14 protein-coding genes, 1 tRNA gene and 1 pseudogene are annotated in these 16345 nt (G+C 63.1%); 11 read left to right on the forward strand and 5 right to left on the reverse strand.

Annotated elements, in window-relative coordinates:
* Window positions 1-43: 43 nt before the first annotated feature.
* A tRNA-Met gene (locus ACAX61_RS11525) sits at window positions 44-120 on the forward strand.
* A gap of 12 nt (window positions 121-132) precedes the next feature.
* On the opposite strand, the gene ACAX61_RS11530 is transcribed toward ACAX61_RS11525, so the two are convergent.
* Both ACAX61_RS11530 and ACAX61_RS11535 read right to left on the reverse strand, forming a co-directional pair.
* Window positions 133-462 carry a hypothetical protein gene (locus ACAX61_RS11530; protein ID WP_370714985.1) on the reverse strand — a complete coding sequence of 110 codons (330 nt, stop codon included), beginning with the start codon at window positions 460-462 and terminating at the stop codon, window positions 133-135.
* A 93-nt stretch (window positions 463-555) separates the two neighbouring features.
* Window positions 556-1751: pseudogene (locus tag ACAX61_RS11535) on the reverse strand (IS1634 family transposase); the annotation flags it as partial.
* 328 nt (window positions 1752-2079) lie between these two features.
* Between ACAX61_RS11535 and ACAX61_RS11545 the strand changes: the two are divergent.
* The 7 genes from ACAX61_RS11545 to ACAX61_RS11575 all read left to right on the forward strand — a co-directional run bounded on the left by ACAX61_RS11545 (window position 2080) and on the right by ACAX61_RS11575 (window position 8006).
* Window positions 2080-2241: a hypothetical protein gene (locus tag ACAX61_RS11545; protein ID WP_370714988.1), complete on the forward strand. Its 162-nt coding sequence runs from the start codon at window positions 2080-2082 to the stop codon at window positions 2239-2241.
* 812 nt (window positions 2242-3053) lie between these two features.
* A complete protein-coding gene (locus ACAX61_RS11550) occupies window positions 3054-4016 on the forward strand; it encodes a hypothetical protein (RefSeq protein WP_370714989.1) in 963 nt (320 codons plus the stop codon).
* A gap of 35 nt (window positions 4017-4051) precedes the next feature.
* The gene (locus tag ACAX61_RS11555) at window positions 4052-4486 is read left to right on the forward strand and encodes a WYL domain-containing protein (protein ID WP_370714990.1); all 435 of its coding nucleotides are present in this window, start codon (window positions 4052-4054) and stop codon (window positions 4484-4486) included.
* 12 nt (window positions 4487-4498) lie between these two features.
* Window positions 4499-4624 carry a hypothetical protein gene (locus ACAX61_RS11560; RefSeq protein ID WP_370714991.1) on the forward strand — a complete coding sequence of 42 codons (126 nt, stop codon included), beginning with the start codon at window positions 4499-4501 and terminating at the stop codon, window positions 4622-4624.
* Between the two features lie 34 nt (window positions 4625-4658).
* Window positions 4659-6371 (forward strand): hypothetical protein, encoded by a 1713-nt coding sequence (locus ACAX61_RS11565; RefSeq protein ID WP_370714992.1) that lies wholly within the window; start codon window positions 4659-4661, stop codon window positions 6369-6371.
* Between the two features lie 302 nt (window positions 6372-6673).
* The gene (locus ACAX61_RS11570) at window positions 6674-7123 is read left to right on the forward strand and encodes a hypothetical protein (RefSeq protein WP_370714993.1); all 450 of its coding nucleotides are present in this window, start codon (window positions 6674-6676) and stop codon (window positions 7121-7123) included.
* Window positions 7124-7730: 607 nt separating this feature from the next.
* Window positions 7731-8006, forward strand: a complete 276-nt coding sequence (locus ACAX61_RS11575) for an HU family DNA-binding protein (RefSeq protein ID WP_370714423.1) — start codon at window positions 7731-7733, stop codon at window positions 8004-8006.
* 126 nt (window positions 8007-8132) lie between these two features.
* Here ACAX61_RS11575 and ACAX61_RS11580 read toward each other — a convergent pair whose 3' ends face one another.
* The 3 genes from ACAX61_RS11580 to ACAX61_RS11590 all read right to left on the reverse strand — a co-directional run bounded on the left by ACAX61_RS11580 (window position 8133) and on the right by ACAX61_RS11590 (window position 12390).
* Window positions 8133-9806 (reverse strand): carboxylesterase/lipase family protein, encoded by a 1674-nt coding sequence (locus tag ACAX61_RS11580; protein WP_370714994.1) that lies wholly within the window; start codon window positions 9804-9806, stop codon window positions 8133-8135.
* Between the two features lie 231 nt (window positions 9807-10037).
* Window positions 10038-11453 (reverse strand): Gfo/Idh/MocA family protein, encoded by a 1416-nt coding sequence (locus ACAX61_RS11585; protein ID WP_370714995.1) that lies wholly within the window; start codon window positions 11451-11453, stop codon window positions 10038-10040.
* A 13-nt stretch (window positions 11454-11466) separates the two neighbouring features.
* Window positions 11467-12390 (reverse strand): VOC family protein, encoded by a 924-nt coding sequence (locus ACAX61_RS11590; RefSeq protein WP_370714996.1) that lies wholly within the window; start codon window positions 12388-12390, stop codon window positions 11467-11469.
* A 236-nt stretch (window positions 12391-12626) separates the two neighbouring features.
* Between ACAX61_RS11590 and ACAX61_RS11595 the strand changes: the two genes are divergently transcribed.
* From ACAX61_RS11595 to ACAX61_RS11605, 3 genes are read left to right on the forward strand one after another with little or no spacing between them, the layout of a single operon-like run.
* A complete protein-coding gene (locus ACAX61_RS11595; RefSeq protein WP_370714997.1) occupies window positions 12627-13127 on the forward strand; it encodes a 2Fe-2S iron-sulfur cluster-binding protein in 501 nt (166 codons plus the stop codon).
* The gene (locus ACAX61_RS11600; protein WP_370714998.1) at window positions 13124-14104 is read left to right on the forward strand and encodes an FAD binding domain-containing protein; all 981 of its coding nucleotides are present in this window, start codon (window positions 13124-13126) and stop codon (window positions 14102-14104) included. The genes ACAX61_RS11595 and ACAX61_RS11600 overlap by 4 nt, the downstream gene beginning before the upstream one ends.
* Complete coding sequence (locus tag ACAX61_RS11605; RefSeq protein WP_370714999.1) at window positions 14101-16305, forward strand: xanthine dehydrogenase family protein molybdopterin-binding subunit; 2205 nt, start codon at window positions 14101-14103, stop codon at window positions 16303-16305. Before ACAX61_RS11600 ends, ACAX61_RS11605 begins: the two co-directional genes overlap by 4 nt.
* Window positions 16306-16345 lie beyond the last annotated feature (40 nt).

A 16345-nucleotide genomic window follows, 5' to 3' on the forward strand; every position in this document is an offset into this window, starting at 1 on the left:
TTCACAAACCCCATCGAGCTACGCTCGATCAATAACCCTTCGACGCGGGGTGGAGCAGCCCGGTAGCTCGTCAGGCTCATAACCTGAAGGTCACAGGTTCAAATCCTGTCCCCGCAACCAAACTCGAATCAATCAAACCGCCTCGGGTCCCTCGCGGCGGTTTTTTTGTGCCTTTTTGACGCCGACACCAGCATCGTCGCCAAGTCGCTTTCCTCCAGCATGAAGCACGCTACCAGGCGGCATTATCACCACGTCGATGAGGTTGCGGATGATCTTTTGAGCCTCGCTGCGAACGCCCTCAGCCTCGAAGGCGTTCGAGCAGGCGCGAGACTTGCCGCGGTAGATCTGCGCTAGGCGCGGATGTAGCAGAGCCGGAGGAACATGATTGGCACTGGCTCCCATCTCGGTCTCGAGATCGGCCTCGCGCCGACCCAAGCCAAAGTTGGACAGCGTCGCGGACAAAATGTTTTATATCAACAGCCTGCGTGAGCTTTAGCGAGTGTTACCGCTACATTTTGCGATGGTTGTGTGGGCCGCGCGAGCGCTCGGCAGCGCTTAGGTTGCTGTCTGCTCCGCGATATTGGCCGGCAGGGCGATGCCGAGAGCCTCGGAGACGCTGCCCACGTCGCCTGCGAAGTGCGTGCGGGTGGTAATGACTTGGCCATCCTTTTCGATCGCGGCTTGCTGGAGGCGGTCGAGATCGCTGAGGAGCGGTTGCCACTCGGCGCGCAGGCGCTTTTCCTTACACAGGCGGTGAGTTCCTTGGCAAGCGTCAGGGCAAGGAATGAGACAAAGCCATGGCCGCAGATGGCAGCGTCGGATTGATGGTAGATCGGCCGGGTGTCGAAGGTCGCCTTCGCTACGCGGAACAGGGCTTCGACTTGTAACAGGTCGCGATAGCGGATGACGGCCTGAAGCGGGGTGATGCGGGCATTCTTGAGCTGAGCCCAAAGCCCGTCGATAATGCCCTGCCTATCAGCCTTGTCCGACTTGGCCTCGGCCTCGTTCAGAGTGACGATATAGCGCTGGGTGTCCTTACCAGTGCCCACACGAACCTCCTTGACCCACAGCAGGGTTTCGCCCGCCTGTCGCTCGAGCATGAGGGGAACCATCGGAGCGGTGTCATTGAGCACAACATCACGGATGACACTGCTCGAGCGTTCGCGCGCTCCGAGGATGTACTCCATGCCCCGCTCCTCCAGCGTCGCAATGGTATCGGCGCTGATCATGCTGCGGTCGGCCACCACGCAGGACCGGGTAATCCCAAAGCGCGTGCGCAAGCGTTTGACGATCGGCACCAGCACTTTCACATCTGCCGTGTTGCCCGGCACCATCTCGGTGCAGATTGGCCGGCCCTGCGCATCGATCGCCACGGCCAGGATCATCTGCGCAAGCTCGGGCGGGTGGTCCTTGGAATGACCGCGCCGCCCCAGCGTGTCGCCCCCTGCGCCGTAAAACGAGAGCGAAGTGGTGTCCATGAACACGAGGCTCAGATCCGTGAACAGGTCACGCCGCCTGTCGAACAGCTTTTCCTTTATCACCTCCTTCACTTATCTGGGCACCAGCGCATCTTCAGCTTTTTCCTCGATCTATTCTTCCAGCCAGGCCATGGCGCGGTAGAAGCGATGGAGCGCTAGATCCGCAACACCCTCGATGGCGTAGCTTTGCATCCAGTCGGCACAGGCCCGGTCTGAGCCCGACATGAACAGGCGGTGCAGCTTGGCAACGAACACTGCAAGTTCGACATCAAACCACGCTGCTCGTCGGCGCGGCGACGCTCAGTGTGCGCTACCGCTTCGGCAGCCTCGGCTTAGATCTGGAGGCGCACAGCACCACCGCCACCGACGACCTTCACGAAACCATGACCTAGCTCGCCAAGCGGTTGCACGTTCCGCCTGCGCGTCTGCTGCTGTGGCGAGACGAGGACATCGTGGTGCCCTCGTTGATCTCGGCATGTGCAACCCCGCGTGACATCATGGCGGCGGCCCGGCTGCTCCGAGAACTCGGGTCGATTTTCGGGGGCGACGTAATCGACGTCGCAGAAGGATACGACGGATACGCCGCCAGTCGTTCGACGCGGTGGCCCATACGGCCAATGCGGCGTTCGTGCCGATGAATTCCGCCGATCTGGCGGAGACGCATCGGACCGGGTGTCACTGTGCGATACGCCAGCACCTCGCCGCGCGCGTGAAGACACATGGCGGCTGTGGCTTAACGGTCGCGAAGATGGCGATCCGCTGATTGCCGCGATTGATGCCTGGCTGACCACGCCGGACGGGAGGTGTGGGCATGATGGTGCTTTTAGACAAGCCGCATGTCCCACCGTGTGTGTCGTCTGTCCTGACGAAGCGGCAAGGCTCTCAGCCTGACGACCGGAAAGGATCACGACGCAAAAGACGGTCGATGACCAACTCGGTCAGAAGTTCGCCATTGCGGCCGGCATAGCGGGCGCAGGCACGGCTGAAGCAGACAGCGTTACGTTTGCCGCTGGAAGAGATTGAGCGGCAGCGGATGATCTAGTAGATTATGAGCTGCCCCACTCTCCCGGCAAGGTATGCCAGAGACAAGAGTAATCGGCCTACGCTCGCCGATCGTAAAAACCTTAGCTGCGGGTGTCATCGCGTCGAAGACGACGATATAACCTGCCGCTCGCCATCGCGCCATGCGGTATCTTGCCAGATTCTGAGCGCGAACTTAGCTCTTTGCAATATGCACCAAAAAGATGTGGGGTCCCTATTGCCGATCTTTGTCGAGCCTGGCGCGCATAACACTGATCGCGGCAAGCGACGTCGCCTTTCAACGCCAGAGAGCGTGACTGAAGCGCGGGGGCCGCGGACGACGTGACACGCTCCCGTTCGCGAACATTGCGCGGGCACGCCGCGCTTCGGGCCGCAGTCGAATGGTTCGGGCCACCCACTGATCGTCCCGAGGAACTGCGGGGCGTTCCCGCCCGCAACGATTACGCAAACCGCGAGGCAATCCTAGCATTCCTGGCTGATCTGGATGCCCGCGGGAGCCGGCGCGTTTACCGCAGGCGAAGCGCTTTCGACGAAATGCAGGAAAGCGTTCCCCTTGGCTCTGCGCGCTTTCGCCCCCTCAGCGGCGATCCCGATGTTGATGGCGACGGTGGAGTTTTCGGCTTCGGCCCTTGGGGTTGCAGCCTTGAAGGCGTTCGCATTCGCATGAGCGCGCCTGGCGTGCTCGAGATGGGTGATCGTTGGGGTGACGGCGAATCATTCGGCAGCTACGCGGATGCCCCCTTTGATGATACGGTCTGGGACACTGACGAATGGGACTTGCCCGCTCCCGTCCCGCCGCTGTGCATTCCCGCCGACGCAGTGGAGCATTTCTTACCCCGCGCCGCAGCCATCGCCGCAGACGTTCTCGCGACGCATCCTACCGATCGCGCCGCCGCCGATGCGGCGATTGCTGCGCACATGAAGGCCTGTCACCCGTGGTCCAGTCCTCCGTCGGTGACTTGGTTCGCGAGTCCAGCCGCCGCTTTGGACGCGCTGGCTGTAGCGAAGACCCATTGCGGCAATCTCAAACGAAGCCTGCGGGATCGACCGCTATTCGGCTTTGACCAGGAAACGACCGTGAGGCTGAACGGCAGCGTCGCCGCGTGCGGGTATGCCGTATCGAACAGAAGCCGCGGTACCGCTGTACGGGATGCGGTATGGCGGCTGGCTAGCGCGGCGCTGAGGCATGATGCACACCGGGCCATGCTCGACATGATCATCGCACGCGGCGTCCAGTCGGGCTTCGACTATATGGGTCTTATTGCAGACCATGAGCGCCTCGCTTTTTACGAGTTCCTGCGGGCCAACGGCGCAGATCTGCCGAACATTGCCGCGACCTTCGCCGCCATGACCAGCTCCGTCTGGTTGATGTTCCCGGCACCGCCCACGATCCTCGCGGTTGATCGGCCTGTGGCAGCAGTTGGAGATGAAGAAGGGATCAATCTTGTATTTTCCGATGGCGGTCGCCTGTCGCTGCCGCGCTCAGTCGGAGATTGATGTCAGTTTTGTCAACGCGGTTGGCCTCGTTCGAATTGTTCAAGGCTTCCGATATCAGGGACCGCCGAATATCAGTCGGGAGTGACACGACGCCAGTCCGTGAGACTGTTCATTCCATCAAACGTAACGGCCATTCGAAGCGCCGGATCGACCGATCCAGCAAAAATCCGGGCCGCAAAGATCAACCGATCTATCTCCGGCTTGATCGCATGATTGCGGTAACAGTGAGCGAGACGATCGGCTGCGCACAGGACGACTGGAACATCGATGCCTGGCTCGTAGATAGTTTCGCCGTGTGGCGCGACGAGAAGCAGGATGTCGTACTGCGCGTGCTATCGTCCGACGCTGGACGTGCGCGGCACTGCCGGTTCTACGGCAAGCAACGGACTGACAACCTTGCCGGCGGTGGGCTTCGCATCCGGTTCGCGACCGGCGGCATGCGCGAACTCGCCGAGCACCTGTTCACCTGAGGCGGCGAACTCATGATCGAGGGGCCGGATGCCCCTGTTGCGGTGACGCGCGAACGCATCGCTGCGGCCGAGGCGATGTTGGCGAGCGGAGCCATGGCTCCGGCGACCGTTATTGACGTGGTTAGGTTGGAAGAATGATTGCCAAAGTTCAGTTCGTTGGGGAGCGGTAGCGATGATCAAGATTCTGAGCTGGCTGTCGCGCGGCGCCGGATGGCTGATCGTATCGTTTCTGATCGTCGTGACCGTCCTTGCATTGGGCGATCGGCTCCCGCACCAGATCGAAGGCTGGAAACAGGAGGCCGAGCAATCCCGGCGTGCCGTCAAGACACTGGTCGATGCACGGTCGAAACTCGAGAAAGAGTCCGCCAGTGCCATTCGTATCGGCACGAACGAGATCGATCAGCTCCGCAGGGCGGGGGTGGTTGAGCTGGCCCGCGCGCGAGAAGATATCGACAGGCGTCGCCGCGAAGCGGAAAAGCGGGTGCTGGGGACCGCCGGCATCGCCTTCGCCGCGACGCGCGGACGGTCGGAAGATATCATCGCCAGTTATCGCGCGCGTTACATCGAACTGCCGCTGCTGGATCAGGCAGCGGCGCTTTCCGACGCGCGCCTTGAAAATCTAAAGCGCATTGCCAGTTTCGCGCAACAGCGGACGAACCTGACCAGTTGGATCGCCGATTATAATCACCGCGCAGCGGCGTTTCGCCAACGGCAGCAGGAATTCAGAGCGTGGCAGCAACAGGCCAAGGCGCAGCGACGTGAGCCAATATGCGCGGTAGCAGCCGTCTGGAGAATTTGCGATTACAGAGCGCGTATCGCGCAGCGCGAAGGTCAATTGACTAGGTTGGGTTTGTCGCTGCGCAATGAACGAAAGAGACTTGAAACGATCTCCGCCGCGCTCCGAAAATTGCCGGATCTTCGACGGGAGGTCGCGGCAGACACAAGACGCCTTAATGCCACAGCAATCCAAGCACTGAACGACGCGACCGTTCTCGCGTCCAAAGCGGCGCGGCGCTCAGTCTGGAATAAGGCCGAGGACATTTTGCGGAGCTATGGGTCGTCGGCGTTCTGGCTCGTCGCGGGCGGTGCCCTCCTGCCAATCCTCCACAAGGCATTTGCCTTCCTCGTCATCGCGCCGTTGGCGGCCGGGGCGGCGCCGGTGCGAATATCTGAACCCGGCGTGGCCCTGACCGCCACTCGGTCGGCCGTGTCAATCAACGTCCCGATTGACCAGAATACCGAATTGCTGGTGCGGGCCGGCGTGCAAGATCGTCCCGCTGATGCGGCAGTTGGCGACAAACTGCTACTCGACAACTGGATGCCCTTCGCCTGTATCGCTGCGGGCCTAGTCAATCTTCAACTCTTCAGGAGCCTAACGCCGGATCATGTCGCGATTAGTTCCATGGAAGAGCACCGCGAGGTGGCGCTGATCGAGGTTCCGGAAGGCGGCGCGGTAGTGCTGCAACCGCGCGCCTTGGTTGGCATATTGAAGCCTCTCGACCGTAAGCTGCGCATACAGCGGCCATGGCGGCTGCGCTGGCTGATTTCGTGGATAACCTGCCAGTTTCGCTACATCGTCTTTCACGGCCCGTGCACGCTGATCGTGCAGGGGCGTCACGGTGTTCGCGTCAAGGATTCAACAGCCGCTCGCGCGATAAACAAACGGCTTGTGCTCGGTTTCGATGCTGGCCTGGCTTATGGTGCGGCACGATCGGGATCATTTAGACCCTACTTATTTGGACAGGCGAGCCTGTTCGATGATCGGTTTTCGGGTGCGGGCAGTTATATCTATGAGGAGCGCCCCGCCGGGTTCGGTAAAGGGAGCATCTGGGGACGTGGGTTGAAGGGTGTTGGCGACGCCATATTGAGCGCCCTTGGAATCTGATCACGGAATCGCGCTTTCTAGGAGTGCCTTCCTGCCTAATGGCGTCCGAATTTGTCGTAGTGCAGCTGGAAATGAAGGAATGACGATCCGCCTCCCCACTTTTCTGCCTGGCGTGCCGGAATATCTCGTCCGGGCCGCCTTGGCGAAGGCCGATGGGAACGAGATCGAAATTGGCAAGCTTGACAGCCCAGAGAGCAGTGCGGGGCTGGCCGTCTATGCGTTCGGCTGGTTCATCGAACGCCCCGGCAACCTACCGCCGTTTCCCGGTCTTGCCGATCTTGATTGGCCTGCCGTGTGCGTCGATGTCGAGCGGCAGATGCGGTTCCCATGGCGGCGGACGCCATCCTCGGCTCGACGCGGCGGTCGAGACGGGCAGCCATGTCATCGGCGTCGAATCAAAGCGGTTCGAGCCCTTCCGGGACGCGAAGGTCGTCAGCCTTTCCGATGCCTATGATCGCGACGTCTGGGGCGAACGGATGACGCCGTTCACAGCGATGCGCGACCAACTGCGCGCTGGCGATAGCGGCTATCGCCATCTGGATGCAGCCCAGCTGGTCAAGCACGCCTTCGGACTGGTCGCCGAAGGACGCCGGCTCGGCATGACGCCGGTGCTCCTGTATCTGTACGCCGAACCGACCCACCGCGGCGCCACGCTCATCCCGGCCGCTGCGATTGAGCGCCACCGCGCCGAGATCGCCGACTTCGCTGCCGCGGTGGCGGGCGCAGAAGTGCGGTTCGCCGCTTGTTCCTAGCGCGAGTGGCTGGCCGGCTGGACCAGCGAGGCCCGCAAACATGCCGACGCGCTTATCGCGCTTCCGCCCGTGAGACTGTAGATCAACCTGATCGGCCTCTTCGGCGTATGGTTCATTGTCTACGAAGGCGGCGTTGTCGGCGTGGCGGTTCTGCAAGCAATCATCGCATTCGCGATCTGGCTGCGTCGTCCCGACGACAAGCAAGCCGCCTAGCCTCGTTGGTCGCCCGGTCGTTCGATCCCGCAGACAACTCCCCATATACCGCGAAAGGCGGCGACGATGTCGGATCCTCAGCCAACCTCGATCTTGTCCGCAGTAGAGCATTTTGTCGCCGTCAATCATGTGTCAGCACATCCTATTGGCGAAGTGCGCTTTCCGCTAACGGGTCGGGCGTATTGACCACTGTGATGAGGCCAACAAGCCAGGGTGGCTGCATGTCCCGCAACCAAACTCGAATCAATCAAACCGTCTCGAGTCCCCCGCGGCAATTTTTTGCGCCTTTCCGACGCCGGTTAGAGCACTGAACCGGTGCCATTTGCAGCATGATGGATGGCAAAACGCCTGCGCCTGCGGATAAGGAAGGCGTTCCACAACATGAGAGCATGACATGAACAATTCCGACCTCGCCGATCGCATCGCCGACAGCCACGGCGTCAGCAAGGCCGACGCCCGCAAGCTCGTCGACGGCGTCTTTGCCGCTATCGTCGATGCCGCTGCCGGCGGCGACGAGATCGCCCTTAGCGGCTTCGGCAAGTTCAAGGTCAAGGACAGCCCGGCGCGCGAGGGTCGCAACCCTTCGACCGGCGAGACTATTCAGATCGCCGCCTCCAAGAAGCTGGGCTTCACGCCCGCCAAGGCGGTCAAGGACAAGCTCAACGCCTAACATAAACCGCCCCGTCCGCATGGCGGGCGGGGCGGTGCCCCGGAAGCAGGCGATCTCTAGTGGCAGGCCGTCGATGCGGGCGGTCCAGCGCATTCGCCGGACACGCCGCAGCACCGAAACCGGCGGTCAGCCAAGCAGTATCCGGCGGCTTTCCCCCTCGGGATCGTCTTCCATCCGGCAATGATTATCGAACACCATGGTCTGGCACCGGGTCGGATCCGACGGGGTCCATGCAAGCCCGGGCTGGCTGGGATTGCCGGTTCGCGCGAAATTGGCCCAAGCGGTCGCCATTCGCGTCGCCAGCCGCCGCGCTTCCGGGGTGTTGCCCGTTCCCTGCGCGCAACGCGCCGTATTGTCGAAGCAAAACGCCAGGTCGGCGGTATGCCAGGCACCCGGCAGTCCATCCAGCTGCGGCGTCTGCCACTGGAACAGATACTGGTACACCGGCGCGCCGCCCTGCTGGTGCTTGAGCCGCACCATATCCTGCACACGGTTGCGATAGGCGATACTTTGTACGCCGTAGGATAGGGTGCGGATGGCCTTTTCGGGATGGGCCCTTTTCATCGACGCGATCAGCGCGTCGGCTTTGGCGGCACCCAGGATGCCGGCGACCTCGGTGCGCCACTCGGCTTCGGTCGGGTTCGAGCCCCAACGCATCCCCTCCTCGCTGGTGTTGCCGAAGATGACCGGCACGTCGCGCGAAACCTCGGGCGCGACGGTCGAAAAGGAGCCCACGTCGATCACGCGCCCGTCCAGCGTCGGACCCCAGCCGACCCGCGGGACCGGGGGCGGGCCGCCAAGCGTTCGCGGCGCCGGACCGTTAATTTCGCCCGCGACTTTGTTGCTCGCGGCGAAAAGCTTGCTCCACTCCATTTGCTGAAGCGTTTCCAGGTTGCGGCGGTCGATACCCAGCTCGCGCATCAGGCGACGCGAATATTCCCTTGATTGCTCGAGCGTCGGAATCGCACCGCCGCCGCCCGACTGGGCGATCGCGCGATGGATCAGCCCCTTGCCCGACCGCATGCCAAGCAACGTCGTCACCTTGGACCCGCCGCCCGATTGGCCATAGATCATGACGCGCGAGGGATCGCCGCCGAAACTCGCCACATTTTCCTGCACCCAACGCAGCGCTGCAATGCAGTCCGTCATACCGACATTGACCGATTCTTCGTAAGCGGCCCCGCCCACTTCGGTCAGATCCAGGAAGCCGAGCACGTTCAGGCGGTGGTTGATCGCGATCTGCACAACATCGTGGTTGCGCGCCATGTTAGCACCGTGGTGCGACGCCAATTCATAGGCGGACCCAAAGCTGAAGCCGCCGCCGTGGAAATACACCATCACCGGACGACTGCCGCTGAGCGACGGTGTCCAGAGGTTGAGCTTCAGCATGTCCTCGCCCTGGAAACCATCGTCCCATTGCTGAAGAAAAGTGTGCTCGATCGCGCGGAAATTGTGCGTCGTCTGCGGGCAATTCGCACCGTAGGCGAGCGCGTTGTATTCACCGTCCCAAGGCTTGGGTGGCTTCGCCGGCAGCCAGCGGTTGGCACCGCTCGTGTCGTCGCCGTAAGGGATGCCCTTGAAATGCAGCACATCGTCGGCGACGAACCCGCGCACCCGGCCGTAGCGGGTGTTGGCAATCGCGCTGCGCGGCGTCGAACAGGTGCCTGCGCCATTGCCTGCGCGTACCGGCCTCTGGCCCTTTGCCATGGCCGGGACTGTGACCATCGCCGCACCCGCCGCCGCGCCGCCAAACAGCGCGCGTCGGCTGAGCGCGTCCATCGAAAGACGCCATCCCGACATTATCTCTCTCCCGTTTCTTTGCAGTCATCTTTGCATGAACGGTAATGTCGGACAATATACGCAGATGTCGTGCGGGCAGACACCGCACCCGGCATGCTGACCTTCATCGCTGTCGCAGTGCTGCAGGGCGCCGCGCCCTTGTCAGTCATCCATGATCTTCATGCGACGGGAAAAACGGCAAGCTGCACGACAGGCGGCCTGCCGCCGATTTCTGGGTCGCCGCCCTGCCGGTTACAGTGCCCATCCTTCACGATATTGCCGGTCCAGAAACTGGTTCGCGGCAGCCACGTTGGTGATCGTTCCACTGCCCCCATCATATTCGATCGGCTGGTCTGCACGCATCGCAACCATGCCGAGCAGCATCGTTTCATTGAGAGGCACCGCAGATGAGAAGGGGGAGGAGATCGCCTCTTCCCCGCGGATTGCCCGTATCCAGTTCATTTCGTGGCCATCGCGGCCACCCTGGATCCGCGGAAGCGAAACGGGCACAGCTGCCGCGCGCGCCTCAACACCATCGCCGATCAGGACCGGCTTCTCGCCATAGGTGTCGTGCATCAGCATGCCCTTGTCACCGACATACAGCACGCCGCCATCGGGGTTCATCCGTGCGGTTGCCGGCATCGCCGCAGGCGTCGGCGGCATCAGCCCGCCGTCATACCATGTCATCGTCAGCGGACCCTGCTTGGCCCGGCCGAACTCATAGGTCGTGATGTTGGCCAGCGGATAGCTGCCCAGATCGGCTGGCGGCTTGCCGTCCCAGATGTTGTCATCGCCGCCCCACCGACTGTGCCGGGTCTCGATCCGCGTCGGCAGCCCCGGCTCAAGCGCCCAGACGGGAAAGTCGACCAGGTGAGCGCCCATGTCGCCCAAAGAGCCGATGCCGAACGGAACCCAGCCGCGCCAGTTGAAATGCGCGTAATCGGGATGGTATCCCCAGTCGACTGCCGCCGGACCCAGCCAAACGTCCCAGTCCAGGCTCGCAGGTTTCAGCATCGCAGGCGGACGCGCTTCCCCCTGGGGCCACAGCGGGCGGTTCGTCCAGGCGTGGACCTCGCTTACGCGACCGATAGCACCGCCGCGGATCAGTTCGACCACGCGCCGGCCGTCATCGCCCGAATGGCCCTGATTGCCCATCTGGGTCACCAGCTTCGGGTTTTTCGCCGCCAGGTCGAGCAGCACCCGCCCTTCGCGAACGGTGTAGGTCAACGGCTTTTGAACATAGACGTGGATGCCGCGCTCCATCGCCATCTTTGCCGCCACCGCGTGATGGTGGTCGGGTGTGGCGATCACGACAGCATCGATGTCCTTACGACTGTCGAACATCCGCCGATAATCGGCGAACTTCGCGGCACGATCATAGGCGGCCTTTAGCGGCTGCAACTCGGGGCGAGCCGCGCCTTTGCCATCGACAAAGGCCTTGGCGACATGAGCAAGGTCCGCATCGGCCAGTGCGACGATGTTCTGGCTCGTCAGCTTCGCCATGTTCTGCGCGCCCATGCCGCCCGCGCCGATCACCGCCACGTTGACGCGGTCGCTGGCCGCGATACGCCGCGCTGACGCTTTCATCGGCATCGCCAACAGCCCTGCAGTTGCTGCCGCGCCACCCATCCAGTGGCGACGGCTGAGGCCGGCTTTCTGTTCGATCATACTTTGTCCCTTCTTACTCGGTCGGGCTTTTGGCGGTGAATGGCGAGCAGCAGGGCTCGGCCACAGGCTGGAACTCCATCAGTTCCACACGCGTCCCATCGGGATCATAGAGGTTCGCCTGCCACTTGCCGTCGCGGCCCATCTGAGGGCCATCATGGCGCGCGCTCAAGCGACCCTGAGCAGCCAGCCTGTCGACCGCCGCCTTCACGCTGACGACACCAAGCGACAGGTGATTCAACACGCCCAGGAGACGCCCGTTGACGTTCTTCTCGTCAACGGTCGATCCGGCGCCGACCATCATGTATTCGAGCCAGTCGGTTCCGTCGGGCACCTGTTGCGAGACCCAGTCGGTGGCCCCGTCCTTCATCGCGCCGTACCAATAGGGCCGAAAGCCGAGCAGCTTGCGATAAAAGGCATCCTGCGCCGCGCGATCGCGCACCACCTGTCCCACATGGATGATGCGCCCACTGACCGCGGTCGATGTGGTGCCAGCGGACGCAGGTGGTTGAACGAAATGCACCACGGTACCTTCCGGGTCGCGGGTGCCGAACCAGCGCTCACCCGTCGGGCCAACTGACAGCGCGGTCACGCTTTTCACGCCGTGGTGCAGCAGGTAGCGCCGAAGCGCATCCGCATCCGTCGTTGTATAGGCGACATGCGCCAGCCGATTTATCCCCTGTCCCGCCGGCAACGGCAGGACCTCGACAAACTGGGTCTCGCTGAACAGGTATCGAACGCCCTGCGGATCCTCTGGATCAGCTACCTTTCTGGCGCCAAGTACACGACCATAGAAATCGTCAGTCGCCGCAAGGTCCGTGGTGTAAATTGCGAGGTGCGACAGACCCGTGATTGCGGGTCGCTCAGCCTGTTGCCTGGCCGATGCCATGCCGGGTCCTGCGACCATAAGGGTCGCAAGCATCAGCGCTTTTCGGATCATCGGCGCCCCTCTCCTGTGTTCTGGGGCCTTACCTGACATACTGGGGCGATGGTCACAAGGCGGCTGGCAACAGCGATTTGTCGTGCAGGAACACGTCACAACCGCGTTGGCGGTGACGGTTCACGGCAACCAATCCGCGCCGGAGCCGTTGGCGCCTTCAAGTCCATACAACCACCATGACATCCATGCCCGGCGCCTGAATGCCCGCCGGGGCTTTGCGGACGCCGGAGGACAGGATGCCACTGACGATCAACGGAACCGACCATGAATTCGCGGGCGATCCGCGCACGACGCTGCTCGACTTTCTGCGCCACGACTGCGGGCTGACGGGCACGAAGAAGGGCTGCGATCATGGTCAGTGCGGTGCCTGTACCGTGCTGGTCAACGGCCAGCGCATCAACAGCTGCCTGACGCTGGCGGCGATGCATGACGGCGATGCGGTCACGACGATCGAGGGGCTGGGAACGGCCGAGGATCCCGATCCGCTTCAGGCGGCGTTCGTGCGGCACGACGGGTATCAATGCGGCTATTGCACGCCGGGGCAGATCTGCTCGGCAAAGGCGATGCTGGAGGAAGCATCGAGCGGCTGGGCCAGTTTCGTCAGCGACGACCTGTCGGCACCGGTGAAGCTGACGCCTGATGAAATTCGCGAGCGGATGAGCGGCAATCTGTGCCGCTGCGGCGCCTATTCGAACATCGTCGACGCCATTTCCGAAGTGCTGGAGGCGCGCTCATGAAAGCCTTCACCTATAATCGTGCCGAAGCGGTTAGCGAGGCATGCGAACGCACCCGCGACGGCGCCCGCCTGATTGCCGGGGGCACCAACCTGCTCGACCTGATGAAGCTGGAGGTGGAGGCGCCGACCGACATTCTCGACATCAACCGGCTGTCGCTTCGCGAGATCGAGGAACAGGATGGCGGCCTTCGCATCGGTGCGCTGGTCACGAACAGCGCCTGTGCCGCAGATGACCGGGTGCGGCGCGACTATCCGGTGCTGGCGCGCGCGATCCTGGCGGGTGCGACATTCCAGTTGCGGAACAAGGCGACCACCGGCGGCAATCTGTGCCAGCGGACGCGCTGCTATTATTTCTACAATGTCGATCAACCCTGCAACAAACGCGATCCGGGCAGCGGGTGCGGGGCACTGGGCGGCTTCAACCGCATCCATGCCATTCTTGGCGCCAGCGAGGCCTGTATAGCGACTTATCCCGGCGACATGGCCGTCGCGCTCGCGGCGCTTGATGCCAGTGTGGAAGTGACCTGCGCCGACGGTGTCGCGCGGCATATTCCGGTACGCGCCTTCCATCGCCTGCCCGGCGACACGCCCGATCGCGACAATGTGCTGGAGGCCGGTGATGTGATCACCGCCGTGGTTCTGCCCGCGCCGGTCGGCGGCACGCAGCTTTATCGCAAGGTGCGCGACCGCGCATCCTATGCCTTTGCGCTGGTGTCGATCGCCTGTGTCGTGAAGATGGACGGCGGGCGCATCGCCGATGCGTCGCTGGCCTTTGGCGGGCTGGCGCACAAGCCTTGGCACGATCCGCGCGTGAACGAACTGCTTACCGGTCGTGAGCCGTCGGACGCGCTGTTCGATGAAGCGGCGGACCTGCTGCTCGACGATGCGCAGGGCTATGGCGCCAATGACTTCAAGATTCCGATGACGCGCCGCGTGCTGAAGGCCGTGCTGCGCGAGGCGACAGGAGGCGACGCATGACCCGTTCCTACATCATGGACCAGCCCGACGAGCGTAATCGCCTGGACGCGATGGCGCAGGGTGTCATTGGCAAGCCGCTGGACCGGCCGGAGGGGCCGCTGAAAACCGCTGGCACCGCACGCTATGCCGCCGAATATCGCATGGACGATTGTGCGGAGGGCGTGCTGGTCACGGCCACCATTGCGCGCGGGGAAGTGACGCGCATCGACGACAGTTCGGTCATGGAACTGCCGGGCGTCATCGCGGTCATTTCCGACGAACGCATGACTGCCCGCGCGGCGCAGGGCGGGGCCGGGAAATCCCCGGTTCGAAAGGTGCGCGAAGTGCAATATTACGGCCAGCCCATCGCGCTGGTCGTTGCCGAAACCTTTGAACAGGCGCGCCACGCGGCCAAGCATCTGCGCGTCGAATACCGTGAAACGCCGGACACTATCGTCGATGCCGAAGACGACCGGATCGCGTTCGAGGCGTATGAGGAGCCGACGATCCAGGGCAATCTGGATCAGGCGATGACCGACGCGGCGCATGCCGTCGACGTGACCTATACCACCGAATGCCACAACAGTGCCCCGATGGAGCCGCATGCCAGCATTGGCGAGTGGGACGGTGAGCGACTGACGCTGCACTCCAGCCTTCAGATGCTTCGCTTCAATCGCAAGGAGCTGGCCGACGCGCTGGGCATCGACCCGGAACAGGTGCGGCTGGTTTCGCCCTATGTCGGCGGCGGTTTCGGTTCGAAGCTGGGCATCAGTCCTGAGGGCGTGGCCGCAGCGGTGGCGGCGATGACGCTGTCCCGCCCGGTGCGCGTCGTCATGCTGCGCCAGCAGGTGTTCCAGTGCGTGATGCGACGTTCCGAAACGCGGCAGCGTGTGCGGCTGGCAAGCGATGCAGACGGGCGGCTGACCGGCTTTGGCCACGAGGCATGGGTCACCAACCTGCCGGACGAGAAGTTCGCAGAGCCGGTGCTGCAGGCCAGCGAATTCCTGTATCCCGGCGAAAATCGGGTGCTGGACCTGCAACTTGGCCGCATCCACCGCGTCACCGCCGGTTCGGTGCGCGCGCCGGGTGAGGCCGTCGGCATGCAGGTGCTGGAAGCGGCGATGGACGAACTGGCCGAGGCAGGGGGCATCGACCCCGTACAGCTTCGGTTGCGGAACATCCCCGAATGCCATCCTAGCGAGGGCATCCCCTATAGCTCACGCAAGCTGGAGGAATGCCTGAAGCGCGGTGCGGAGCAGTTCGGCTGGGACACCGGCCCGCGAAAGCCGTGCCAGCGCCGGGAAGGTGAATGGTGGATCGGCACCGGCATGGCCACCGCCACCCGCGTCCATAATCTGAACGAGGCGCATGCGCGCGTTACGTTGCGTGCAAACGGCACTGCCGAAGTGGCGAGCGACATGACCGATATCGGCACCGGTACCTACGCGATCTTGGGCCAGATCGCCGCCGAAATGCTGGGGCTGGACCCATCGGCCGTCGATGTCCGGCTGGGCGATACGCGCTTCCCGCCGGGTTCTGGATCGGGCGGCAGCTGGGGCGCTGCATCCACGGGGTCGGCGGTGTTCGAGGCGTGCGAGGGTATCCGCGCGACGCTGGCCGAGCGGCTGGGCTGCGAGGACGGGGCGCTGACGCTGAAGGACGGGCGGGCCGTGACCGACAATCGCGCCGTGCCGTTCGCCGAACTGCTCGACGGGCAGGACATCGAACAGATCGGCCATTTCAAGCCCGGCAAGATCACCGATGCCGTGTCGGCGGCGATGTATGGCGCCTTCTTCACCGAAGTTGCGGTTAATGCCTATTCCGGCGAAACGCGCGTGCGCCGGTTCACAGGTGTCTTTTCGCTTGGGCGCATCCTCAACGAAAAGACCGCGACGTCGCAGTGCATGGGCGGCATGGTCTGGGGCATTGGCAGCGCCCTGACCGAAGATCTGATCTTCGATGCCCGCGACGGGCACATCGTCAACCCGGATCTGGCAGAATATCATGTCCCAGTGAACCTGGACGTGCCGCATCTGGACGTCCTGCTGGTCGACGAACGCGACCCGGCGGGCAGCCCGCTTCAGGCCAAGGGCGTTGGGGAACTGGGCATTTGCGGCGCGGCGGGGGCGATAGCCAATGCCATTTACAACGCGTGCGGCGTGCGGGCTCGCAGCTTTCCGATCACCCCCGACAAGCTGCTGGACGGCCTGCCGCCGGTATAGGCGTAGGGCGGTTCGCCGCGGTCATTTGAAAACAAGTCAG

The organism is Sphingomonas sp. IW22 (assembly GCF_041321155.1).
Taxonomy (GTDB): Bacteria; Pseudomonadota; Alphaproteobacteria; order Sphingomonadales; family Sphingomonadaceae; genus Sphingomonas.